At 39.2% G+C, this 22,799-nt stretch carries 27 protein-coding genes; 10 read left to right on the forward strand and 17 right to left on the reverse strand.

What is annotated here, in order from left to right; translation table 11 throughout:
• Positions 1 to 220 precede the first annotated feature (220 nt).
• On the forward strand, positions 221 to 1,843 hold the full coding sequence (locus ACN6NE_RS27620; protein WP_474328464.1) for an APC family permease: 1,623 nt from the start codon (positions 221 to 223) through the stop codon (positions 1,841 to 1,843).
• Positions 1,844 to 1,873: 30 nt separating this feature from the next.
• Here the strand turns inward: ACN6NE_RS27620 and ACN6NE_RS27625 are convergent, their stop codons facing one another.
• From ACN6NE_RS27625 to ACN6NE_RS27650, 6 genes are all read right to left on the reverse strand, one after another.
• Positions 1,874 to 2,293, reverse strand: coding sequence for an Rrf2 family transcriptional regulator (locus ACN6NE_RS27625; protein ID WP_129710482.1), 420 nt, complete (start codon positions 2,291 to 2,293; stop codon positions 1,874 to 1,876).
• 99 nt (positions 2,294 to 2,392) lie between these two features.
• A complete protein-coding gene (locus tag ACN6NE_RS27630; protein WP_474328466.1) occupies positions 2,393 to 3,037 on the reverse strand; it encodes a hypothetical protein in 645 nt (214 codons plus the stop codon).
• 198 nt (positions 3,038 to 3,235) lie between these two features.
• Entirely contained in the window at positions 3,236 to 3,601 is a 366-nt protein-coding gene (locus tag ACN6NE_RS27635) for a hypothetical protein (protein WP_474328468.1), read from the reverse strand.
• The gene (locus ACN6NE_RS27640) at positions 3,598 to 3,903 is read right to left on the reverse strand and encodes an antibiotic biosynthesis monooxygenase family protein (protein WP_013057785.1); all 306 of its coding nucleotides are present in this window, start codon (positions 3,901 to 3,903) and stop codon (positions 3,598 to 3,600) included. The genes ACN6NE_RS27635 and ACN6NE_RS27640 overlap by 4 nt, the downstream gene beginning before the upstream one ends.
• 164 nt (positions 3,904 to 4,067) lie before the next feature.
• Positions 4,068 to 5,300 carry an NADP-dependent malic enzyme gene (ystJ, locus tag ACN6NE_RS27645; protein WP_013057787.1) on the reverse strand — a complete coding sequence of 411 codons (1,233 nt, stop codon included), beginning with the start codon at positions 5,298 to 5,300 and terminating at the stop codon, positions 4,068 to 4,070.
• A gap of 270 nt (positions 5,301 to 5,570) precedes the next feature.
• On the reverse strand, positions 5,571 to 6,365 hold the full coding sequence (locus tag ACN6NE_RS27650) for an AAC(3) family N-acetyltransferase (RefSeq protein ID WP_474328471.1): 795 nt from the start codon (positions 6,363 to 6,365) through the stop codon (positions 5,571 to 5,573).
• 312 nt (positions 6,366 to 6,677) lie between these two features.
• Between ACN6NE_RS27650 and ACN6NE_RS27655 the strand changes: the two genes are divergently transcribed.
• On the forward strand, positions 6,678 to 7,682 hold the full coding sequence (locus ACN6NE_RS27655) for a DUF3231 family protein (protein WP_129710485.1): 1,005 nt from the start codon (positions 6,678 to 6,680) through the stop codon (positions 7,680 to 7,682).
• Positions 7,683 to 7,917: 235 nt separating this feature from the next.
• Entirely contained in the window at positions 7,918 to 8,448 is a 531-nt protein-coding gene (locus ACN6NE_RS27660; protein ID WP_129710486.1) for a GNAT family N-acetyltransferase, read from the forward strand.
• Between the two features lie 39 nt (positions 8,449 to 8,487).
• Here the strand turns inward: ACN6NE_RS27660 and ACN6NE_RS27665 are convergent, their stop codons facing one another.
• Positions 8,488 to 9,237: an SDR family NAD(P)-dependent oxidoreductase gene (locus ACN6NE_RS27665; protein WP_280159308.1), complete on the reverse strand. Its 750-nt coding sequence runs from the start codon at positions 9,235 to 9,237 to the stop codon at positions 8,488 to 8,490.
• A gap of 199 nt (positions 9,238 to 9,436) precedes the next feature.
• Between ACN6NE_RS27665 and ACN6NE_RS27670 the strand changes: the two genes are divergently transcribed.
• Positions 9,437 to 9,703, forward strand: coding sequence for a hypothetical protein (locus ACN6NE_RS27670; RefSeq protein ID WP_029322730.1), 267 nt, complete (start codon positions 9,437 to 9,439; stop codon positions 9,701 to 9,703).
• 51 nt (positions 9,704 to 9,754) lie between these two features.
• Here the strand turns inward: ACN6NE_RS27670 and cysI are convergent, their stop codons facing one another.
• Positions 9,755 to 11,476, reverse strand: coding sequence for an assimilatory sulfite reductase (NADPH) hemoprotein subunit (gene cysI / locus ACN6NE_RS27675; RefSeq protein WP_129710488.1), 1,722 nt, complete (start codon positions 11,474 to 11,476; stop codon positions 9,755 to 9,757).
• Between the two features lie 22 nt (positions 11,477 to 11,498).
• Complete coding sequence (locus ACN6NE_RS27680; RefSeq protein WP_474328475.1) at positions 11,499 to 13,307, reverse strand: assimilatory sulfite reductase (NADPH) flavoprotein subunit; 1,809 nt, start codon at positions 13,305 to 13,307, stop codon at positions 11,499 to 11,501.
• A 623-nt stretch (positions 13,308 to 13,930) separates the two neighbouring features.
• On the opposite strand from ACN6NE_RS27680, the gene ACN6NE_RS27685 reads away from it, so the two are divergent.
• Positions 13,931 to 14,113, forward strand: coding sequence for a YolD-like family protein (locus tag ACN6NE_RS27685; protein ID WP_013083869.1), 183 nt, complete (start codon positions 13,931 to 13,933; stop codon positions 14,111 to 14,113).
• Between the two features lie 25 nt (positions 14,114 to 14,138).
• Positions 14,139 to 14,291 (forward strand): hypothetical protein, encoded by a 153-nt coding sequence (locus ACN6NE_RS27690; RefSeq protein WP_013057796.1) that lies wholly within the window; start codon positions 14,139 to 14,141, stop codon positions 14,289 to 14,291.
• Positions 14,292 to 14,325: 34 nt separating this feature from the next.
• Here ACN6NE_RS27690 and ACN6NE_RS27695 read toward each other — a convergent pair whose 3' ends face one another.
• Together ACN6NE_RS27695 and ACN6NE_RS27700 are read right to left on the reverse strand one after the other, a co-directional pair.
• A complete protein-coding gene (locus ACN6NE_RS27695; RefSeq protein ID WP_474328478.1) occupies positions 14,326 to 15,933 on the reverse strand; it encodes an MDR family MFS transporter in 1,608 nt (535 codons plus the stop codon).
• 22 nt (positions 15,934 to 15,955) lie between these two features.
• Positions 15,956 to 16,408 (reverse strand): MarR family winged helix-turn-helix transcriptional regulator, encoded by a 453-nt coding sequence (locus ACN6NE_RS27700; RefSeq protein WP_057235208.1) that lies wholly within the window; start codon positions 16,406 to 16,408, stop codon positions 15,956 to 15,958.
• A gap of 158 nt (positions 16,409 to 16,566) precedes the next feature.
• Here ACN6NE_RS27700 and ACN6NE_RS27705 point away from each other — a divergent pair, with 158 nt between their 5' ends.
• Complete coding sequence (locus ACN6NE_RS27705) at positions 16,567 to 17,316, forward strand: MerR family transcriptional regulator (protein ID WP_474328480.1); 750 nt, start codon at positions 16,567 to 16,569, stop codon at positions 17,314 to 17,316.
• 256 nt (positions 17,317 to 17,572) lie between these two features.
• On the opposite strand, the gene ACN6NE_RS27710 is transcribed toward ACN6NE_RS27705, so the two are convergent.
• From ACN6NE_RS27710 to ACN6NE_RS27725, 4 genes are all read right to left on the reverse strand, one after another.
• Complete coding sequence (locus ACN6NE_RS27710; RefSeq protein WP_474328482.1) at positions 17,573 to 18,106, reverse strand: N-acetyltransferase family protein; 534 nt, start codon at positions 18,104 to 18,106, stop codon at positions 17,573 to 17,575.
• A gap of 44 nt (positions 18,107 to 18,150) precedes the next feature.
• Entirely contained in the window at positions 18,151 to 18,522 is a 372-nt protein-coding gene (locus ACN6NE_RS27715; protein WP_050691441.1) for a hypothetical protein, read from the reverse strand.
• A gap of 42 nt (positions 18,523 to 18,564) precedes the next feature.
• Positions 18,565 to 18,756, reverse strand: coding sequence for a hypothetical protein (locus ACN6NE_RS27720; RefSeq protein ID WP_014459359.1), 192 nt, complete (start codon positions 18,754 to 18,756; stop codon positions 18,565 to 18,567).
• A gap of 84 nt (positions 18,757 to 18,840) precedes the next feature.
• On the reverse strand, positions 18,841 to 19,113 hold the full coding sequence (locus tag ACN6NE_RS27725) for a hypothetical protein (RefSeq protein ID WP_025751130.1): 273 nt from the start codon (positions 19,111 to 19,113) through the stop codon (positions 18,841 to 18,843).
• A gap of 220 nt (positions 19,114 to 19,333) precedes the next feature.
• Between ACN6NE_RS27725 and ACN6NE_RS27730 the strand changes: the two genes are divergently transcribed.
• The gene (locus tag ACN6NE_RS27730; RefSeq protein WP_129710493.1) at positions 19,334 to 19,567 is read left to right on the forward strand and encodes a hypothetical protein; all 234 of its coding nucleotides are present in this window, start codon (positions 19,334 to 19,336) and stop codon (positions 19,565 to 19,567) included.
• A gap of 235 nt (positions 19,568 to 19,802) precedes the next feature.
• Here ACN6NE_RS27730 and ACN6NE_RS27735 read toward each other — a convergent pair whose 3' ends face one another.
• Complete coding sequence (locus ACN6NE_RS27735) at positions 19,803 to 20,519, reverse strand: CPBP family intramembrane glutamic endopeptidase (protein WP_129710494.1); 717 nt, start codon at positions 20,517 to 20,519, stop codon at positions 19,803 to 19,805.
• A gap of 224 nt (positions 20,520 to 20,743) precedes the next feature.
• On the opposite strand from ACN6NE_RS27735, the gene ACN6NE_RS27740 reads away from it, so the two are divergent.
• On the forward strand, positions 20,744 to 21,931 hold the full coding sequence (locus tag ACN6NE_RS27740; protein ID WP_474328486.1) for a macrolide family glycosyltransferase: 1,188 nt from the start codon (positions 20,744 to 20,746) through the stop codon (positions 21,929 to 21,931).
• A 94-nt stretch (positions 21,932 to 22,025) separates the two neighbouring features.
• Here the strand turns inward: ACN6NE_RS27740 and ACN6NE_RS27745 are convergent, their stop codons facing one another.
• The gene (locus ACN6NE_RS27745) at positions 22,026 to 22,343 is read right to left on the reverse strand and encodes a hypothetical protein (RefSeq protein ID WP_013057808.1); all 318 of its coding nucleotides are present in this window, start codon (positions 22,341 to 22,343) and stop codon (positions 22,026 to 22,028) included.
• A 209-nt stretch (positions 22,344 to 22,552) separates the two neighbouring features.
• Between ACN6NE_RS27745 and ACN6NE_RS27750 the strand changes: the two genes are divergently transcribed.
• Positions 22,553 to 22,672, forward strand: a complete 120-nt coding sequence (locus ACN6NE_RS27750; RefSeq protein ID WP_013057809.1) for a DUF4023 domain-containing protein — start codon at positions 22,553 to 22,555, stop codon at positions 22,670 to 22,672.
• Positions 22,673 to 22,799: the final 127 nt, after the last annotated feature.

Below are 22,799 nucleotides of genomic sequence, written 5' to 3' on the forward strand. Positions count from 1 at the left end.
TCTATTTCTGTAGGGTTTCTTGTAGGATGAATAAGAAAGTAAAGCGCTTTAATTACTGTGACAGAAAGGTTGAGGATAGCTGTCCTGCATAACTGGAAATCAATGAGTATTAAGAACTGCATGTAACGACAAAAGTTGACAACCAAAGATTTCAGAATAATAATAATAAAGCAACAACGTTTAAATGAAAGGCTTATTTTACATGAAAGGTGTTAGTCAGATGAACAATTTACATCGAAGAATGGGAACATTCGCATTAACCATGACGGGACTTGGATCAATTATTGGTTCCGGCTGGTTATTTGGAGCGTGGCGAGCAGCTCAAATTGCAGGGCCGGCTGCTATTTTATCATGGGTCATTGGAATGGTCGTTATTTTATTTATTGCACTTTCTTACAGTGAATTAGGATCCATGTTTCCCGAAGCCGGCGGAATGGTCAAGTATACGCAGTACTCACACGGTTCGTTTATTGGTTTTATTGCTGCTTGGGCAAACTGGATTGCGATTGTATCCGTTATTCCAGTCGAAGCAGTAGCTTCTGTACAGTATATGAGTTCGTGGCCTTGGAAGTGGGCACAGTGGACAAGCCACCTCGTAGAAAAAGGAACGTTAACTGGCGAAGGATTAGCTATCGCTACTGTGCTATTGATTATTTACTTTTTACTGAATTATTGGACAGTTGGACTATTTTCCAAGGCCAACTCGTTAATCACTATTTTTAAAATTGTTATACCGGGACTTACAATTGGAGCACTTTTATTTGTCGGCTTTCACGGCGAGAACTTCACTTCTGGCAGCAGCATCGCACCAAACGGCTGGGCTAGTGTGCTAACAGCTGTTGCTACGTCTGGAATTGTATTTGCTTTTAACGGTTTTCAAAGCCCCATTAATATGGCTGGAGAAGCAAAGAACCCTGGAAGAGCTATTCCGATTGCGGTTGTAGGCTCAATTTTAGTGGCTACAGTCATTTATTTGCTTCTTCAAATTGCTTTTATCGGTGCGGTAAATCCTTCTGATATTGCGAAGGGATGGAGTCATTTAAATTTCAACTCTCCATTTGCAGATTTAGCCATTGCGCTTAACATCAACTGGCTTGTCATTGTTCTGTATGCAGATGCGTTTGTTTCACCATCTGGAACAGGTATTACGTATACAGCTACTACTGCTCGAATGATTTATGGTATGGAACAAAATAAATATTTGCCAAGTGTTCTAGGACGTCTTCATCCTATTTATGGTGTTCCGCGTCAAGCCATGTTTTTTAACTTAGCTGTTTCTCTTGTCTTTTTGTTTTTATTTCGGGGCTGGGGCGTGCTTGCTGAAATTATTTCAGTCGCTACGCTTATTTCTTACATTACAGGTCCTGTTACGGTTATGACGCTAAGACGAACTGGCAGCGATTTATATCGACCTCTTCGTTTAAAAGGATTAAGCATTATTGCGCCGCTCGGTTTTATTTTTGCTTCTTTAACGCTATATTGGGCGCGCTGGCCGCTAACTGGACAAGTTTTGTTTATTATTTTAATCGGCCTTCCTATTTATTTTTATTATCAAGCAAAGGCTAAATGGAAAGGCTTTCGACAGAACTTCAAAGGCGGCGCATGGATGGTTGTATACTTACTTTGTATGATGACTATTTCATGGCTTGGAAGCGAAAAGTTTGGGGGCCTTAATGTCATTAAATATGGATGGGATATGGGAATTATTGTTGTTGTTTCTCTTCTCTTCTATACATGGGCTTTAAAAAGCGGCTTCAAAACAGAGTATTTAGAGAATGGAAGAAAAGTAAATGACGGCTTAAAAGAAGCAGCGGCTGAAACAGCCGCTTCCAAAGAGTCATAACAAAAGCACCTTGCATGAGCAAGGTGCTTTTTAGTGAGCAGTTTTAACTTTTTTCAGCACGTCTTCGATCGTAATTTGATCTAAATGCCTAATTACGCTTTGCTCACTCTCTGTAAAAATGTCGTCCATCACTGTTTGAATGTTTGATTTGACAATACAGTCAGCATCAGGGTCGCCGCTGCACCAGTGAGGCTTCAGCGTTCCTGTCGATATAGCTCGGTAAATCAGCCCAAGACTTATGTCAGCAGGGCTGCAGCCTAAAGTATAACCGCCGCCTAGCCCTTCTTTTGTCCGAACCAAGTTGTTTTTTCTGAGTGTACTCATTATTTTCCGAACCCGTGCAGGATTGGTACAGATGTTATAAGCAATCGATTCACTGCTTGCTCGGTGATCTGGTAAATTTGCTAGGAACACTAAGCTATGCACGGCAATGGTAAATTCACTGTTCATCTTCCATAAACCACCTTTTTTCTTTCTCTACTGTAACGTTAAGTTACACAGTTCGAAAAGTCAAGAGAGCAAGGAGGGAAAGAAGAGCTGTAGCTTTATTTATTCACGGTCTTCTTTTTCTATACTTTCTACTTCGTTAGCTGAGTTGATTTCAAGGTATACCGTCTTTTCTTTTAAACTGCCTTTTTCTTCTTTTTCAAAGTCTGAGCTTTTTTGATACGTTTTTTTGCCATTTGGAACTTTTACCGTTATATGTTTGTTACTTTCTTCTATAAAAACACCCACAATTTTACGTTCGTTTCCATCTTGTTCATACACGCCATTTTTATCTGCTTTTGCGTTTGGAGTTAATTCAATACTAGTTGCTTCTTGTTTAGCCGCGTCAATTTCAGCTTCTACTTCTTTATTAATCATATCTTTTAGCTGTGAGCCTTCCACTTCCATCTCAGAGCTTTTTGGCACTTTAACGAGTTGATCATCAATATTCAGCGTCATTTCTTTTTCAGCGTCTTTTTTTAACGTACCGATCAAATCAAAATCTTCATCCTTCCCCTTTTTAATGTCCGGGTCGCTCGAATACTGCTGTAGCTTTGTCAATTCTTGACGGTCTTCAATCGGTTTTTCCTCTGCTTTATGATTATCAGATTTTGTTTTGTTTGCTGGTTCACCTGAACAAGCTGCCGCACTTCCAATCATACACATAGTGATTAAGGACAAGATTCCTTTTGTTAGCTGTTTTTGCATATGTATTCTCCTTTTTCTTTTTTCTTTTTTATTTCCACCTTTATACATATGTAAAACAAAAAAGTGAGACATAACTACATACAGGAAACCTACGTTCACCCTATCAATAAAAAAATCCGAACGGGTTGAATTCTTTATCAAGAATCAAACCCGTTCGGATTTTCTTTTAACTAAAACACTTTTGTGCTAACCTCTTTTTTAAAGCTGCTGTTGCTCCAGTATATGATTCGCTTCTTCTAAGTAAGTCACATACGCCTGTACTTGTTTATCACCGTAATTATCTAATTCAAACAGCGCTTCTTGTATAAAATTAAAATTATCAATAATATGCTGTGTTTTCATTCCTCGGCTTGTGAGTAAATTGTTTAACCATAAGGCATAGTCCGTAAAAATTTGCAGGTTGTCTAACTTATATGTTGTCTCAAGATACTTCATATGATAATGATTATCTTCATGGCATCTTTCTTTACCGCGCTCTCCGAATTTTTCGAGCAAAGAAGGTTCTAACTCGTAGATTTTCTCCGTTACTCTTTCGACGATCTTATTAACGGGAAGTGAACTCATCGTGCCACCACTTTGTACTGAGAAACTTTTGGGATGACGGCTGCCAGTTCTTGATCAGGGTACTTTTTCTCTAAATCATGAATGCGCTTGAAATCTTCGCTTCGTACCCAGCTTAAATAATTCTCTTTCGTATCAAATGTAAGCTGAACGGTGAGCTCCCCTGCTCGCTTATCGTTTTGAAGAAGTAGAAAGTCTACAAATCCTGGAGCCTCGTCGACTGATTTTGAACGATTTTTATAAATTCCAATCACTTCTTCAGCTTTTTCATCCGGTACATTAAATGTTGAAAATACGGTGTACATCTTTGTTCCTCCCTTTATGATACAAAACCTGGGTTCTTCTCTCTTTATTGTACATCATACGGGAGATGAAATGGTGTTACGTTTAGATTTCACTGCGGTTACAGCAAGTCTTTAACATAAAAAGCCCTTTGAAACAGCGTTTCAAAGGACTTTTTTACCCGTTATTAGTTTTCGATTTTTGTTAATTGTTCTGTATGTGTTTTTACACGTGCTGGATCAATTGTAATACGGGCAACGCCTGAATCCATTGCCGCTTTTGCTACAGACTCTGCTACAGCTGGCGCTACACGAGGATCAAATGGTCCAGGGATAACGTAATCTGCGTTTAGCTCTTCTTCTGTAATAAGGGCTGCAATTGCTTCAACAGCAGCTTTTTTCATTTCTTCGTTGATATGAGTAGCGCGAACGTCTAACGCACCGCGGAAAATTCCAGGGAATGCAAGAACGTTATTTACTTGGTTAGGGAAGTCTGAACGACCTGTTCCAATAACAGCCGCTCCTGCTTCTTTTGCAGCGTCCGGCTTGATTTCTGGATTAGGATTTGCCATTGCAAAAATAATTGCATCTTCATTCATTGATTTAACCATCTCTTGAGATAATGCATCTGCTGCAGATACACCGATAAATACATCTGCGCCTTTAATTACATCGCTTAGCGTACCGCTTTCTTTGTTTACATTTGTATAAGAAGCCACTTCAGCTTTCACTTTGTTCATACCTTGAGAGCGGCCTTCATAAATAGCACCTCTTGTATCACACATAATCATGTCACGTACACCGTAAGAATAAAGAAGCTTTGTAATGGCAATGCCGGCAGCTCCTGCTCCGTTTAAGACGATTTTTAAGTCTTTCATTGATTTATTGACAATTTTCAGTGCATTTACAAGTCCTGCTACTGTTACGATCGCTGTGCCGTGCTGATCATCATGGAACACAGGAATATCTACTTCTTTTTTTAGGCGCTCTTCAATTTCAAAGCACTGTGGAGCTGCGATATCTTCCAAGTTAATGCCTCCGAATGTATGAGCCATTAATTTCACAGTTTCAACAATTTTATCTGTATCTGTTGTATCAAGTGTAATTGGGAATGCATCTACGCCTGCAAAGCTTTTAAATAAAATTGCTTTTCCTTCCATAACGGGAAGTGAAGCCGCAGGTCCAATGTTTCCAAGTCCAAGAACAGCGGTACCATTTGTCACAACGCCGACCATGTTTCCTTTCATTGTGTAATCATACACCGTTTCTGGATGTTCATGAATTTCTTTACAAGGTTCTGCTACTCCCGGAGAGTAAGCTAAGCTTAAATCTTGAGCGTTTTGAACTTCAACTTTTGATTTAACTTCTAACTTACCTTGTTTTTCTTGATGCATATGTAGTGCTTGATCACGTAGTGACATAATTGTATTCTCTCCTTTTTTTCTATACATTTAAATTTTTTAATGAATTTATTTAACACTTGCTTTTTATCTCCATAATTGTAAGACAACCTGACCGAATAAATTCACTGACAAGTGCCATTATGAAACAAGGAATATAAAAAGTAAACTATCTTGCTTAAACCACTTCTGCGCTTTGTTAATATAAAGTCTAGACGCGGCGGCGACTCACGTTTGTCTCACTTTAAGTTGTCTGATATACAGACAACTTAGAAAGCATACAACCGCTCACTATAGCGCTTTCAAATACGTTTCAGCAAAATCGACGGCTTTAGGCATTGAAAAGAAGTATGCACGTGCTGAACCGATTTTTTCCGCTTTTATTCCTTTTGCTTCAATAAACGCTTCACCTATCTCTTCAAACAGCTCTTCTCGAAACTCTAATTCTTTATACGTCTTCCATACTCGCTTTCCTGCATCCATAACCGGAGAGCCTTTTTGAATCACGTTTCGATATGGAATACGATATTCTGCTAGATGAAAAGAAGTATTGTTCCCAAACCCGACACCTAATAATAAAACAAAGGCATGTTTTTTGTAAAGCCTTTCAAGAGGAGAATTTTCGCCTAAACTGAATTCGAGGGGATGATCTCTTAAGATGTCTTCGCTGTCCTTTCCCCAAGCGGCGAATGAATACATTGGATGGCTGCTTCTTCTTACGCCAGGGTATGTTCGAAAAGTTTCTACGATTTGTCCCATACCGCTTGTTGGTGTATGAGCTGGATTATATGCGGGCATTGTTTCCCGAATAGTCTCCCACCACTCTTTTGGCACAGCCGGATTGCCCCATTCCGATGGATCTGAAAGATCGACCGACAGTGACGGCATAACGATCGTTCCTTCCTCCGTCACTGTCTCCATTAAAGCTTGAATAACGGCTACTGAACCTCCGTTTACCCACCCTAATGCAGATAGCGAAGAATGAACTATAATGGTCATTCCTTGTGTTATGCCTAGCCTGCGTAAATCCTCTTTTAATGCGGCTTTCGTTCTAGGATGATCTGTTGCTTGGACAATGTGCTTCATCGTAAGCTCCTTACTTATAGTGCTGCTAGAACGTGTTGCCGAACTCTAGCAATATATGTAAAACTTATGTTTCCATAATAGTAAGAATAACAGCAATTGTCAAATTATTTAAAGTAATAGAAAAACTTAGTTTTATTCATATCAGTTATCATACAACTGACTTGTTGGTAAGCCTTATTTTCTTCAACTATCTTACTATAATAACGGCTGCTAAAGCTTTTCAATAAATTTTAAAAAAGAATATTCCTATAAATAAAAGAGATACTAACGAAGATATACATATTATCACTATTTTCAGGAGGAATGTGTACAATGAGCACATCAAAACGTCCGCCGCTCACGTCCTCGGAGCTTGCTAACTTATGGATGACTTATCAGGAAAAAACGATGATTTTGAGGTTTCTAGAATATTTTCTGGAAGATAAACAAGATTACAAAGAACTTTTTGAGCTATATTATAGCCGATCTTTAAAAAGTGTAGCGCGAATTAAAGAAATATTTGAGAACGAAGGCGCTGTTATCCCAATTGGTTTTACGAAAGATGACGTAAATGTAGGAGTTCCTAAACTATATGACCCCATGTTCGAAGCCATGTATATACGCTTAATGTCTCAAATTGAGACAGGACTGTTTGCTTTGCATTCGACCATGTCTTACCGAGAAGATGTCCGAAATTTCTTCGTAGAGGCAACAGCAGAAGCACAGGACATATACAATCAATCCACACAAGTATTGTTAGAAACGGGTGTCATCGCAAAACCCCCATACGTTTCTATGCCTAAGGAAGTCCATTTTGTCCATGCACAAAATTATATAGGCGGATTGAGCTGGTTTAGCGAAAAAAGATCGCTGAATACCATTGAAGTGTCACTTATTCAACATGCTGTTGATACAAATCTTGTAGGAATGCAGCTGATGATTGGTTTTGCTCAAGTGGCCAACAACAAAGAGGCCCAGCAGCATTTTGTCAGGGGTATGAAGCTTTCGAAGAAAATTGAAACAGAACTAGGTGATATTTTACGCCATAGCTACATAGAACCCCCGGCTACTCATGCCGGAAAAGCGACGAATTCAACCGTTCCTCCTTTTTCAGATAAGCTGATGATGTACAATACGAGTCTTTTGAGTACGTTCGGTCTGGGGAGTAATGCTTTAGGAGGAGCCTTTAGTTTAAGAAGTGATTTGCCATTAAAGATGCTCCAGCTTGCAAAAGACATTTACAGTTTGGCGAAAGAAGGCGGCAAAATTATGATTCAAAACGGGTGGCTTGAAGAGCCTCCTCAAATTGAAGATCGCAATCAGTTAACTAAAAAATAGGTTCTCTCCTACAGGAAAGCTAGCTGCTCTACGTGCAGCTAGCTATATTTGTTTTTTTAGTATACTATTTTTAGTGCTAGTACGTAACAACTGTTTGCGTTATTTAGAAGTTTTTCCTGTCTTTTTCTCAGTCTTCAGCTCATATTTCTACTTAATTTATAACAGAAAAATAAAATAAAAGGAATTTTCTCCGAGCTGCCGAAATCTTTCTATATAAAATAGAAAGGAGAAAAGTATGTTTCCTATTCTTCTTACACCTCGCACTACACTGCGTGAAATAACAGAAGTCGATGCAGATACTATCTTTGACTGCTTCTCTCAGAAAGAAGTTATCAAATATTACGGGCAAGAAAAATTCAAAACTATCCAAGAAGCATTAGTGCTGATTGATATTTTTGCTGAAAATTACAGAAATCAAAAAGGCATGCGCTGGGGAATCGAACGGCTCGATACGGGTGAATTAATTGGGACAGTTGGATTTAATCAGTGGAACCAAAAGCATAAGCGCGCGGAAATTGGCTATGAGCTACACCCTCAGCACTGGGGTCACGGCTATGCTTCGGAAGCTGCTTCGGCTGTTATGGCTTATGGCTTTGATACCCTTCAGCTAGTGCGGATTGGAGCTGTTGTGTTTCTTGAAAACAAAGCATCACAGCATGTGCTTGAAAAGCTCGGGTTTCAAAAAGAAGGCGTGTTAAAAAACTATATGTATCAAAACGGAAAAGCTCACGATACGTTTGTTTATAGTTCACTGCCTACTACATAATAAAAAAGGATTCTTTTCTTAAAAAGAATCCTTTTCGTTTTATTTAAATGCCGCATACCCATCATCAGCCATGATGACGCTGCCGTTTACAGCTCCCGCTTCTTCTAAGGAAAGCAAATAAACCATATCTGCAATTTGTTTTGGTGTAGTGAGCTCTCTGCTCATCGTTTTAGCTTTCATTCCTTCAATCATACCGTTGTCTTTATAGCCTTGAATAATGGGCGTATCAACAAATCCTGGCGCAATGGCGACGACGCGAATACCGTATTTAGCGAGATCTAGCGCAGCTGATTTCGTCATCATCACAACAGCTCCTTTCGTTGCGTGATAGGCATAAGTACCGGGTGAGGCTAAGAAGCTAAAAATAGATGCCGTATTGATAATGACGCCTTTAATACCTAACTCTCTCATTTTCCTGCCCGCTGCCATAATCCCATATGTAACGCCGTGCTGATTCACATTAATAATACGGTGATATTCTTCTAAGTCTTGATCTAAAATAGATGTAGGGCGTCCAATACCTGCATTGTTAAACATCACATCAATTCGCCCAAAGCGGTTCACAGTTTCTTCAATCAGTGCTTCCACTTCTTCAAACTTTGTGACGTCCGTTTGCACAAATAAAGCGCTCCCTCCAGCTTCTTCAATTTTTTGAAGAGTCTCTTTTCCTTTCCCTTTATCATAATCAGCAATGACCACCGCGTCTCCTTTTTGCGCAAACTTTAAGGCAGTTTCTTTGCCAATTCCGCTTGCTCCCCCTGTAATAACCGCTACTCGTTTTTGCTGCATGTTTCTCCCTCCTTGCTAAAAATTCCTTTCTTTTACATTATAGCATTCTTTTTTTCTCTCAGCTGTTTCCATTGATTACTTCATTGCCATGAAATTGGTTAACTAGGACATAGTTGAACGCCTTTTTTAATAAAAATCAGCGTGTGTACAAGCAGTCTGTCATTTTTTGCATTTACTATAGTGTAAGGAGGTGATAGCTATGCATGAACACACAGGAAATGTATCTATCCCACGTCCTCCGGATGTGGTAACAATTCTGTGGGAGCGAAATCCTTTGGATAGACAAGCTCCTCGTACTGTCGTAGAAGCAACAGTAATCGGCAGCGCAAATCCTTGCGGACGTTTGTTAGCTCAAGGTCAGCGCTACCGAAGTGCAGCACATTGTTTACTTGATAACGGCTTTGAACAAATTACTGCTGAAAGATTAGGAGTATTTGGAGTAGCTGTATTTGTTAGAGAATATTAAAATAGAAAAAAGGGACCTTTCTGTAAGTTTAGAAAGGTCCCTTCATCCGTATTATGCGTGGAAATTCGTGCCGTCTGTTACAGCTTCAATTACACCAGCGCGGATGACATAGTCACCAAAGTGCTCGCCTTCTTCTCTTTCTTTTGCATAGCGAGGGAGTAAGACGCGCAGTTCGTTTAAAATTTCTTCTTCACTGATATTTTCACGGTACATTTTGCTTAAGCGGCTGCCATCAAATGCTGCTCCAAGATACATATTGTATTTACCCGGTGCTTTACCGATAAAAGCAATTTCACCTAAAGCAGGACGTGCACAGCCGTTAGGACAGCCCGTCATACGAATGGTAATTTCTTTATCGCGAAGGCCGTTTTCATCTACAATTGCTTCAATTTTCTCAAGAAGAACTGGGAGATAACGCTCAGCTTCTGCCATAGCAAGCCCGCAAGTCGGAAGCGATACACAAGCTAATGAGCTGCGGCGAAGAGCCGAATAATGCTTGCCATCAGTTAATCCATATTGTTCGATGAGGTCACTAATTTGTTTTTTCTTTTCAGTTGATACGTTCGCGATAATTAAATTTTGATTGGCCGTTAAACGGAAATCACCGCTATGAACTTTTGCAATTTCACGAAGACCCGTCATAAGCTTATAGTCTTCAAAGTCAGCAATACGTCCACCTTGAACAAAAAGAGTAAAGTGCCATTTTCCTTTTACACCTTTTTCCCAGCCGTAGCGGTCGCCGTTATGATCAAAGTGATAAGATTTTGCTTCGTCTAAGCTCCAGCCTAGACGATTTTCAAGCTCTTCTTTTACCGTTTCTAATCCAAGACGATCAACTGTGTATTTAAAACGCGCGTTTTTACGTACAGAGCGGTTTCCATAATCACGTTGAATCGTAATGATTTTTTCAGCTACTTCTAGAATTTGATCAGGTCGACAGAACCCAATCACTTTTGCAAGCTGAGGGTAAGTTGCTTTATCTCCGTGCGTCATACCCATACCGCCGCCGATTGCTACGTTAAACCCAACAAGTTTCTCGTCTTCTAAAATGGCAATAAAGCCAAGGTCTTGTGAATACACGTCAATATCGTTAGACGGTGGAACAGCTACGCCAATTTTGAACTTTCTTGGCAAATAGAGCGGACCATACATTGGTTCCACTTCTTCTTCCACTTCCGGTGTGCTGATCACTTTCTCTTCATCTAGCCAAAGTTCGTGGTACGCTCTTGTACGAGGCAATAAGTAATCACTTAATTTTTTTGACCATTCGAATACTTCAGCGTGTACTTCTGACTGATAAGGATTCGGATTGCACATTACGTTACGGTTTACATCTCCGCAAGCTGCAATTGTATCTAATAACGAAGCATGGATTTCTTGAATCGTTTTCTTCATGTTCCACTTTAAAATTCCGTGCATTTGGAATGCCTGACGAGTTGTCAGCTTTAACGTTCCATTTCCGTATTTTTGTGCTAAATCATCCATCACTAGCCACTGTTCTGGTGTTGAAACACCGCCTGGAGTCCGGACGCGAAGCATGAATTGGTAAGCTGGCTCTAGCTTTTGTTTTTGACGTTCATTACGAAGATCTCGATCATCTTGCAAGTAGCTTCCGTGGAACTTCATCAAACGATTATCGTCTTCAGAAATACCTGAGCTGATGCGGTCGAGCATTGTTTCTCCTAATGTACCGCGCAAATAATTACTTTCATCTTTTATGCGCTCAACGTCACTTGGAGGACCTTCGGGCGCTTTTAAAATTTTGTTTACCATGTTGAAAATCTCCTTTCAATCCTCAGTATACATCACGCTGATAACGTTTTTGTTTCTTCATTTCAGCAAGGTAACCTTCCGCCTGTTCACGGCTCATCTTGCCTTCTGTTTCGATAATTTCAACTAGCGTGTTGTGCACGTCGCGTGCCATATTTGTTTTATCTCCGCACACATAAAAAGATGCGCCTTCTTCTAACCATTGGAATAATTCTTTACTATGTTCGAGCATACGGTTTTGTACGTATACTTTTTCTTCTGTATCGCGTGAAAACGCCACGTCCATTTTTGTCAGTACGCCATCTTTTAACCACTTTTGCCATTCTGTTTGGTAAAGGAAGTCTGTTACGAAGTGCTGATCTCCAAAGAACATCCATGACTTGCCTTTCGCCCCTGTTTCTTCACGCTCTTGCATAAATGAGCGGAACGGAGCCACACCTGTACCAGGTCCTACCATAATAATTGGCGTTTCTTGATCTTGAGGAAGCTTAAAGTTTTTATTGCTTTGAAGGTATACAGGAATCGTATCGCCTGGCTGCAAACGTTCTGAACACAGGACTGAACAAACACCTTTACGCTCGCGTCCATGCGCTTCGTAGCGTACCGCTCCGATTGTTAGATGAACTTCATCAGGGTTTGCTGATAAGCTGCTTGCAATCGAGTAAAGGCGCGCTGGCATTTTACGTAAAATGGCTACAAACTCTTGTGCCGATACGTTCCATGGGCCGAAGTCACGAACTAAGTCAATTACATCACGGCCTTGTGTGTATGCTTTTAATTCCTCGCGATTTTCTACAAGCGCTTTTAACTTATCGTTTCCAGTAAGCTCAGCTGCTTGCTTTAAAAGCGGCTTTGTTAAAACGGTAATTTCAAAATTAGAGATTAGCGCTTCTCTAAGAGGACGCGTTTCTCCTTCTTTATTAAACGTTACACTTTCACTTGCATCCCACTTGAATTCGTTAAGAAGAAGATCAACAAGCTCCGGGTCATTTTCAGGATAAATACCTAAACTGTCTCCTGGTTCATACGTCAAACCTGAACCTTCTAGAGATAGTTCTAAGTGTCGCGTTTCTTTATTTGATCCGCGGCCGTTTAAGTTTAAGTTCTCAAGCACTTCTGCTTTAAAAGGATTTGTTCTTGAATATGGTGAAGTTCCTGCAGGAGCTTCCGCTGGAACAGCAGCCGAAGCGCTGTGTCCTTTCACTTCGCTTAATCCGTCAATAACACCTTTAAGCCATTTATTTGCGGGCTCTTCAAAATCTAAATCACAGTCAACGCGCGGATACAGTCTTTCACCGCCAAGTTCTGCTAAGCGCACATCAAATTCTTTTCCTGTTTGACAGAAAAATTCATATGAGCTGTCTCCAAGCGATAAGACAGAGAAACGGAAGTTCTCAAGTTTTGGCGCTCGACGGCCGTGAAGAAATTCATGGAAAGATAGCGCATTATCAGGCGGCTCTCCTTCTCCATGTGTACTTACGACAATTAATAAATTTTCAAGTTTCTTTAAATTATTTGGCTTGAAATCATTCATAGAAGATACAGTTACATTAAAGCCTTTTGCTTCAAGCGTTTTGCCTGTATTTTCAGCAAGTCCTTGAGCATTTCCAGTTTGTGATCCGTAAAGAATCGTTACGTCTTTTGAAACTGTCTGCTTCGTTTGAGCAGGCGCTGCTGTAGAAACGTCTGGCGTTCCTTCGGCAGACGTAGATTGAGATGCTGTTAAATAACCGCTCAACCACATTTTTTGTGCTTCTGTTAATGTCGGCAGAAGGCGATTAAGCAAATCTGCTTGTTCTTGATTAAAAGGGCTGTTTACTACCTTAAGTTGCAACACTGTCCACCTCACAAAAATATATAATTTAAATATGTATGCTTTTACGAATCATCTTCAACAACATTTAATACCTGTGTCTAATTAATCAATGATGTTTCCCTTCATACATTATTATTCCTATAGATTATATCAAATTTAATTATATAAATCATTAGAAAATTCTTATCAAATTCGTCTACCTGCATTTTATCGGAGAAGAATAAATTAGTAAAATACATATAATTGATAACTAGTATTAAGGTCATTAATAATTGAAGCTGTATTTACGTTTTTTATAAACGCAGTTACTTCCATATTTGCTCATTCTACATCCTTCACATGTATATGAATATTTTGTAACTTTTAGAGAAGTTTTGTAGAAACGGTTTTCTTTCTCATCAGAATGTTACATAATAAATGTAACATTAATCCTTTTAAAAAACACTATACAAAAAAGACAGTATATTCTGAAATTTAGGACAGTTTATAGGTGAGCTAGCAACCTTTTATTCGATCTATTCATACAAGTGGGAGAATATAAAGGGAAGCTTGCAGTACATAACATACAATTCCCTTTTGCTCATCCCAAATGAAAGGACTGGCTTTTAAATCAGGTAATCTTTTTTAAGGAGGCTTCTTGAATGTTTTTACGAGAATTAACGAAAAGTGGGACGATAACTGTTTCTTACTATAAAGATGGAACGTTGCAAACGTGCAAAGGCCGCGTGCACAACTTAAATCTCCATCAGCAAATTCTATCCGTAAAAGACGAAAATGAAGCTGTTGTTTCCCTTTTGCTTTCTGATATTAAATCCATTCATTAGTATGTAAAATTAAGGAGGAATTCTCATGTGGAAAGATAATAAGCAAGCGCTTACAGATTTTGTGTCGGAAGATAGGTTTGAACTGAACTTATATTTAACGTATTTGCTTGATCAAATTTCGTATGACACGTCTAAACAATCCCCTTTTCTTCGTAAGCCTAATGAAACAACTAGTTGATATAGAAAAAAGCGCACAAATTTGTGCGCTTTTTTTAATGTGATGGTTCTACTTCAGCAATGCCTTCTTCTGGTTTTTCTTCAGCTTTTTTATTTGAAAGCTTGATCTGCCTTAAGAACAATGTGCATACCGCTCCTAAAATAATAAAACCTAAGCCCATAAAAAAGACGCTGTGCAATGCGCTCATTAGCGAGGTCTTCAAAATTGGCACAATGCTGTCTGAAAGCGCAGATGGAATACTCTTTAGCGCTTGAGGGCTAAACAGCATCTGCAGCACACTTTCAGGATTCGTATCAATCGCTTTTTTAAATCCGTCCGCAAAAGCACTTGCTTGAGCAGGCAATGTGTTTAAATATGGAACGAGTTTGTCAGTAAGAAGCGTACCTGATTTTGCATTCATTACCGCTCCTAAGATAGTAATACCGAACGTTCCTCCAATTGAACGGAAAAATTGACTTGATGATGTAACCACACCGAGCTCTTCTTTTGAAAAGCTTTCTTGAAGAGCAAGTGTTAAAATTGGCATCACAAGACCCATTCCTAAACCGATTATGGCCATATAAGAAGTAGCAACAAGCTTGCTAGTATGAAGGTCTAATGTTGTTAACAAAAAGAACCCTCCTGCCATAATAAGCATACCCGTTACAATTTGAGGTTTGATTCCAACTTTATAAACAAGCTGGCCTCCAATAATACTCGTTACGATCATTGAAATCATCATCGGCGTCATAATCGTACCTGATTCCGAGGCGCTGACTCCAACGATTCCTTGCATAAAGAACGGAACAAACGTAATGGCTCCGAACATGCCAATGCTCATAAAAAAGCCAATGATATTTAAAAGCGTAAACGTTCGGTTCTTAAATAAATACATCGGAAGAATCGGCTCTTTCGCTTTCGCTTCCACAATAATAAAGCTTATGATCCCAACAACAGCAAGTGTAAATAGACTAACAATTTGCCAAGAGTTCCAGTCGTAGTCTTTTCCTCCAAAGCTCAGGGCCAGAAGCAAGCTCACTACTCCGATAACCATTGTGAACATACCGGCTACATCGAATTTAACAGGTCCCGTATGTTTCTTTCCTTGAAGTCCCAGCGCAATAAACACGGTAGCGAGTATCCCTACCGGCAAGTTGATGTAAAACACCCATTTCCAGTTCAGTGAATCAACAATCCATCCGCCAATTTGTGGACCGATGACAGAAGCAAGACCGTAAATTCCTCCGAATACTCCTTGAAACTTTGCTCGTGCTTTTCCTGTAAATAAATCACCGATTACAATCATTGCCATCGGCATCATAACGCCGCCGCCAATTCCTTGTAGTGCACGGAATAAAATAAGCTCTGTCATGTTATTTGCCATTCCACATAAAGCAGAAGCAACCATAAAAATAATAAGTCCTGTAACATAAATTACTCTGCGTCCTACTAAATCAGCGAGCTTCCCTGCAATCGGAACAACCGTTGTCGACGTTAACAAATAGGCTGTTGTCAGCCATGTCATCATGCTCAATCCACCAAGATCTCCTACGATTCTTGGCATAGCTGTTCCGACAATGGTTCCATCAAGGGCAGAAAAGAACATCGCAATAATTAACCCAATTAATAAAAGCGTGCGCTTTGAATTTTTTTGATTTTCCATCGTGCGTCTCTCCTCTTTTTTGTTACTGCTGCTTATCTTTATAAGAAGCAGCTGATGTTGCAAGCTTTTTCGTAATAGAAGCCATCATGGAAAGCTCTTCTTCTGTTAGATGCAAAAGGTAGCGGTCCATAATGGCTTTTCGACCATTCAGCACATCTTCAAGCTTGCGATGCCCAAATTCTGTTAAGGTAATATCAACGACTCGTCTGTCCTCTTTATTATGTTCTCTTACGACAAAATTGTGTTGTTCAAGACGATCTACTAAAAGAGTCACGGCGCTCGGTTTGACATCCATCATTTCTGCAATTTGAGAAACCTTGCTGCTCCCTACTTTCTTTAAATAAGAAAGAACAAATAATTGCGTAGGAGTCATCTCATGCTCATTTAGGCTCTCCATCATTTCGGGCTGCATTTTTTCAAATAGCACTTGAAGCGATGAACGAATCTCTCCAAGATACTGATTGCTTTTTGTCACATCTATTCCTCCAGGCTTGCTTATTTATTTCATGTTATAAATAGTTAATGCTAATTAAATATAAATGCATGTAAACTAAAAGTCAATTATTTCTTTTTTAGTGTTGACCCTTACGCTGCGTTATATTTTATAGTAGATTTCAGAAGGGAGATGAAAGAATGAACAGAAAAGTAAAAGAAGTTGCTGACTTAGTAGGAATCAGCGTCCGCACGCTGCATCACTATGATGAAATCGGGCTATTAAAACCTGATGCCGTTAGTGAATCCGGCTACCGGCTTTATTCACCGGCTAATCTCGATATGCTTCAGCAAATATTATTTTTTAAAGAACTTGGCTTCCCTTTAAAACAAATTCACGAGATTATAACAGATCCGACGTTTAATCGCACAGAAGCGTTGATACTGCAAAAAAACATGCTGATTGAAAAACGCAGTCGGCTCGATCAAATGATTGTAACCATTAATAAAACGATTCAATATGAAAAAGGAGCGATTGAAATGAACGAAAAAGAGCGGTTTAACGGACTGAATTTTCCGCATAACCCCTACGAAGAAGAAGCACGGAAGCGCTGGGGAAATCAGCGGGTAGATGAAGCGAATGAAAAAGTACAAAGCTTCTCACAAGAAGAACAGCAGCGCATATCAAACGAATGGGAAAGTATCTACACTCACTTAGCTTCGCTTCGTGATCTGTCACCATCCTCTACAGAAGCTCAAAAAGCTATTGCGACATGGTATCAATTTTTAAATGAGAACTTTGGAACGTATTCATTAGAAGCCTTTAAAGGTCTTGGAGAAATGTATGTGCAAGATGAGCGATTTACAACTAACATTGACCGCTATGGAAAAGGATTGGCCAAATTTATGAACGAGACGATGAGTGTATTTGCGGGCGCTAAAAAACAATAAATAAAAAAAGAGTGAGATATAACTACATCAATTCAATCTAAAGACGAACCATTGGCATACATGATCTGACCTGCTTGTTCCACCGCTGTTGATTTCCGTCCAAGGCTTCGCGTTCCGCGGGCATCGCTGAGCCTCCAACCAATCGCTAGAAGCACCTACCTGTATGAAGCCTATGTTCATCACCACAATGAAAAAATCCGAACGATTCATCGTTCGGATTTTCATTCACTTAATATACTTTTGTCCCAGCCTCTTTTTATAAGTGAAGACCCATAAGCATTGTATTATAGTACACGCCATTTATATAGGTATCTTTTTCTTTTAATCCTTCTGTTTGAAACCCTAGCTCCCTGTATAGAGAAATAGCTCTTTGGTTATCTTCTCGCGTCACAAGTTCGATTTTTTTTGTTTGTTTATTCGTACGTGCCCATTCAATCAGATCAATCATTAGCTGTCTGCCTAACCCTAGCCCGCTATAAGATTTCTCTACTACAATACCGAGGGTTCCCACATGCTTATTACACGGGTTTTGAGACGAGGTGATGGATGCAATACTAATGATTTTCTCTTCTTTTTCAGCCACAACTATAAGAGAATTTTGCTCTTGTTTTACAGAAGCTAAAAACAGTTCGTACTCTGAAAGAGGTATAAGAAACTCACCTTTTCCAAATGAAAGAAAGTCGCTTTCTCCTCCTACCCGGTTGTAAAAAGCAATCATTTTCTCTGCATCTTTTGGTGCAGCTTCTCGAATGCTGATGCCTATACCGTTCTTTAATGTACATAAACTCATATATCTATCTTCCTTTTGGTTATTCTTGTTTGCTTAGCCGAGTTTTAGCGCTGTTTTTCTCTCCACTGATCTAACCACATGCGATTTCCTAAAGCCGTAAAATCATTTTCGTCGGCGTAGCGTTCAATGACAGAAAGCGCGTTGTCCTCAAGCATTGGTGAATAGCTCATGATTTCTAAAATATGATGTGCAGCCCATAGGTCAATTCGATAAGTAGGATTCGTCAGCAGTGTTGCAAATTCAAACAGCATGCCTGGATAATATAAATGAATGAGCTGCGCAATTTTTTTCATATCTTCTGCAGCTCGATTGCCTTTTTTTACAGATTTTTTATTTCGATAATCGATTTCATAATGAATTTTGGCGCTTTTTTGATAAAGATCAACTAGCGTTTCGTACGTACGGTGTTTCCGCATTTCTCATCTTCCTTTGCTTCTAGATTTCCTCGTTTGAAGATGCTATAGTTCATTTTTAGGTTTCATATATTCAAATAAATGCAGCAAAAATATAATACTTCCGCCAATACACATCACAAAACTTAACGTAGCAGGATACTGAATAAAGAAACCGACAACACCAAAAATCAGCATAGCAAGCGCTCCTATCATCATAAACAGATGATAAGCCGGTGTATTTTCTTCATTATTCATACATAACTCCTTTTCACTATTTTTTAAGTTATTAAAAAGATATGACACTTCTTTTGGACTATGATCTTTTATTTTGCTGCCGCTTTATTTCTTTAGCTTAGCACGAAGTAACGTGAGAAGGCCTCCTCCAAACATGACGCCACCCACAATTTGATACAGATGTATGTAGCTTTTTATCGTTTCAAGATACAGATCCGTGTCTGCGTTCCCTTGACTTTCTAGCCATTTTTGACCCATGGCCTGACCTGTTGCAACGCTTTTTAACAAAACGACCAGGCCTCCAAGCATAACAACAGCGGCGATAATAAGCTGCACCTTTTCTTTGTCATCTAGCATTTTTTTGAGCTCATCTGCCATATATACCTCTCCCATCCTTACCTTGTTATGTATCTAATTGTTTGTACTCATGCTGTTTTTTCTATTATAACGCTCAACTTGGTCATTATAACACGGTTTTGCCCTGCCTTTAGTCTTACTTTTCATAAATAAAGCCTTTTTGGGTCATACTATCTTTGAAACACAGGCGTCTTTAACATCCCTTCATCATTTTTAAAGGGTTACTAATTGAGGTTGATACATGCTTATATTTTTAGGGATTTTTTTACTTTGTGCAGCTGTTTGTTTAGTAGAAATACCTTATTTGAAAAAAGTGAACAGTAAAAAAGAAAAGCAAATTTTTTGGAGTTTGTTCATAGTAAGTATTTTAATTGTTAGTTTAATATACGGCGGTGTGGAGATCCCTAACCCCGGAGACGGCATTGCTTTTTTATTAAAACCTTTTAGTGATTTTTTGTTCAGTCTGTTGAAGTAAAAGGAAGTGAACAACGTGCATCTTCAGATGAAATTATCCGCAGCACAGTTTCGGTTACATATTCACTTATCATGTATCCAAGCATTCCATATGAACAAACGTGGGACAGAGATACGTAGATTCCGTACAGCCTGTTATTTGGGCTGTTTTACCCTCTTGGATTATTAATAGTCGGGAAAATTCGCGTAAAGCATTCTGCGTCTTTATCCAAATGAAAAAGCCGCTTAAGCGGCTTTTAAAAGAACACGGTTATGCTCACTAATCCATTCCACAGCATATGTAAAATCATAGATGGGAAAATAGATTTTGTTCGATAATAAATAATGGCAAAGACAAGTCCCATGGCGGTAGCTGTAATCGGAAAGCCAATATGTAAAAGACCGAATACAAGAGCGGAAACGAAAATGCCTACAAGCACGTGGTGGCGTTTAATTAAGAAACCGCATAAAACACCTCTATAAAGCAGCTCTTCTTTAATAGGCGTGATAACTGCTACACTTATAAAAAATATCCAGCTCGAAAGCAGCGTTTGATTAAAACTGCCTTGATTTAAATCTTTTTGCTGCTGATCTGCGCTTTCTACGTTTAAAAATGAAAGCATCACGTACTGCACCGCGGCTACAATTAAAAAGCCTACCACAATATATACATACGTTTTTCTTTCTTTTAATACTGAGAAGTTCCACATAGGCTTTAAAAATCTGCGCACAGGCCTGTACAGCACCGCAACGCCTAGAAAAAACGCCGCGTCTACCAGCAGAGCATATGGTCCTTCTAATAAAATTCCCGTCATATTTGAACCCATAACTTCATCGTAAATAGCTACTCCAATTCCGGCTGTAATCTGCAGACCAAAGCCCAACACGATAAATAGAAGCAGCGTGAAGTAAGTAAACTCTTTTTTCTTTTTAGGCTTTAAAACCGGTTCTGAATTTGTTGATAACGTACTCAAAATAGCAACCTCCAAAAATGATTCTTTCTCTCTAGTGCTCTCAAAATTCTACCATAATCTCCGCTTAATGATGTTATTTTTTAGGAAAAAAGTTATATTTTTTCACATTTGACACACAAAGATAGAGTTTGAAAAGATAAATGAGCTAGCCAAATTAGTTGTCAACTTCCTTATATTTGATTACGCTTGAAGAAATCTTACCGAAAGCGAAGTGAAGTGAAAAAATGACAAACATTTTAATGATCAATTTTCCCGCTGAAGGTCACGTAAACCCAACGCTTGGAATGGTAAAAGCTTTTTCAGACCGAGGCGATACCGTTCATTATATTACGGCCGAGCGTTTTAAAGAGCGTCTTGAAAACGCCGGGGCTATCGTACACACTCACCGGGACTTATTAAGCGGTGTATCCATCAAGCCTGAAACTCCTCAAGGAATCAACGCTTTTTTAAATATCCACATCCAAACGTCTTTAGATACGCTGAAGCTTGTTCATACGTTATCAAAAAAAATTGACTTTGACTTTGTGTTTTACGACAAGTTTGGAGCAGGCGAATTAGTGCGTGATTATTTGCGGATTCCCGGGATTGTATCCTCTGCTTCTTTTTTAATGCCAAAAGAACGCTTAGCAGTGATGCCTCTGCATCCGGATTCAGGCGTTCCATTTAAACCTGACGAAAAAGCTCAGTACGGGCTCAGCTTGCTAAAAAAGCAGTTTGGCGTAGAACCTAAAAATCTGCTTCAATTTATGAACAATGAAGGCGAATTAACGGTCGTATATACAAGCCGCTTTTTTCAGCCGCTTCATGAACATTTTGATGACTCGTGTTTATTTATTGGGCCAAGCTTTCCAAAGCGTCACGGCTCTCATGATTTTCCGCTAGAAAAGCTAAAAGACGAAAAAGTTCTTTATATTTCAATGGGAACGGTACTTCATGATGTAGAAGGCTTTTTCAACCTTTGCATCGACGCATTTAGCGACTTTGATGGAAAAGTTGTGATTGCAGCAGGAGACCGGGCTGATTTTAAAAAAATAAAAAAAGCACCGGAGCATTTTATTATTTCGCCCTATGTTCCACAGCTTGACGTGCTAAAAGAAGCTGATGTTTTTATCACGCACGGAGGCATGAACAGCGTAAATGAAGGGATTCATTTTAACGTACCGTTAGTCGTTTTACCTCATGGGAAAGACCAGCCTCTCGTTGCTCAAAGGCTCGTGGAACTAAACGCCGGGTGTCGCTTAGCAAAAGAAACGGTAAATGCCTCGCTTTTAAGGAGTGCCGTTGACGAAGTCATACATGACGACCGCTACAAGAAAGGGATAAAAGAAATCAACGTAAGTTTCGAACAGGCAGCTGGCCCCGCCGCTGCAGCTGAAATAATAGTAAATCACGTAGTGAAGCAATATTCATAAAAAAAAGGTGCACATTTGTGCACCTTTTTTTCATTACACCAGCTATGTACAAACTGTATATACGCCAATGATTAGCAAAATGACGGCTAAAAACTTATGAATACAAATCCATATGACTGAAATAATCGAAAATATGATTTAAATCTGTAATCTTTATGCTATGAGTGCTGTAAGCAACGATTATTTCAGCCAGCATAAGAACGAATAAAATGGCCAATAGCACCTTAACAAGCGGAAATTGTCGGAACTGAGGAGAAAAAAGCAGCTTACTGACTGTATACAAAAACAGCAGGATAAAGTAGATCATCATGGCATTTGTCGCCTGAAGGGGCACATTCCAGACAAATATGTACACGCTGAATGTCAAAATCAAAATAAACGACATTTCTTTCCCGCTAAAAAAATCACTCATTGCGTAACACCTTTTCTTGTTCATGAATGAATAAGAAATTATAAACTCACGAAACATTAACGTTATTTTTACAACAGTATACACGATTTTCCTGTTAATTTCTATATACCGGTGTGTATATGGAGCGGCTTTTAGCGGATTGGCGTCATGTTTTTGAGTGCAATGGGTTATAGTAACAGGGAAAGGCTCATAAAGGAGGTTTAGATAATATGGAAAACACAAATGAATTTGTTCAAAAACTGAACGATAATCAAGAAAAGCAGCGTAAAAACAAGCAGGGTCAAGCTACTGGACATCCTGAGAAAAAACTTCCTAATAAACAGCATTAATGTTGTAAAAGTTGGCTGTAAGAGCAGCCGGCTTTTTTTTTGGCTTTTTTCGGAAGTCGAAATGTTTGAAGATAAAACAAATCCCCTGTTACAATAAACTGAACCCGCTGCAAAACGTTCGCAGCTA

This window comes from Priestia sp. 53B2 (assembly GCF_056099005.1).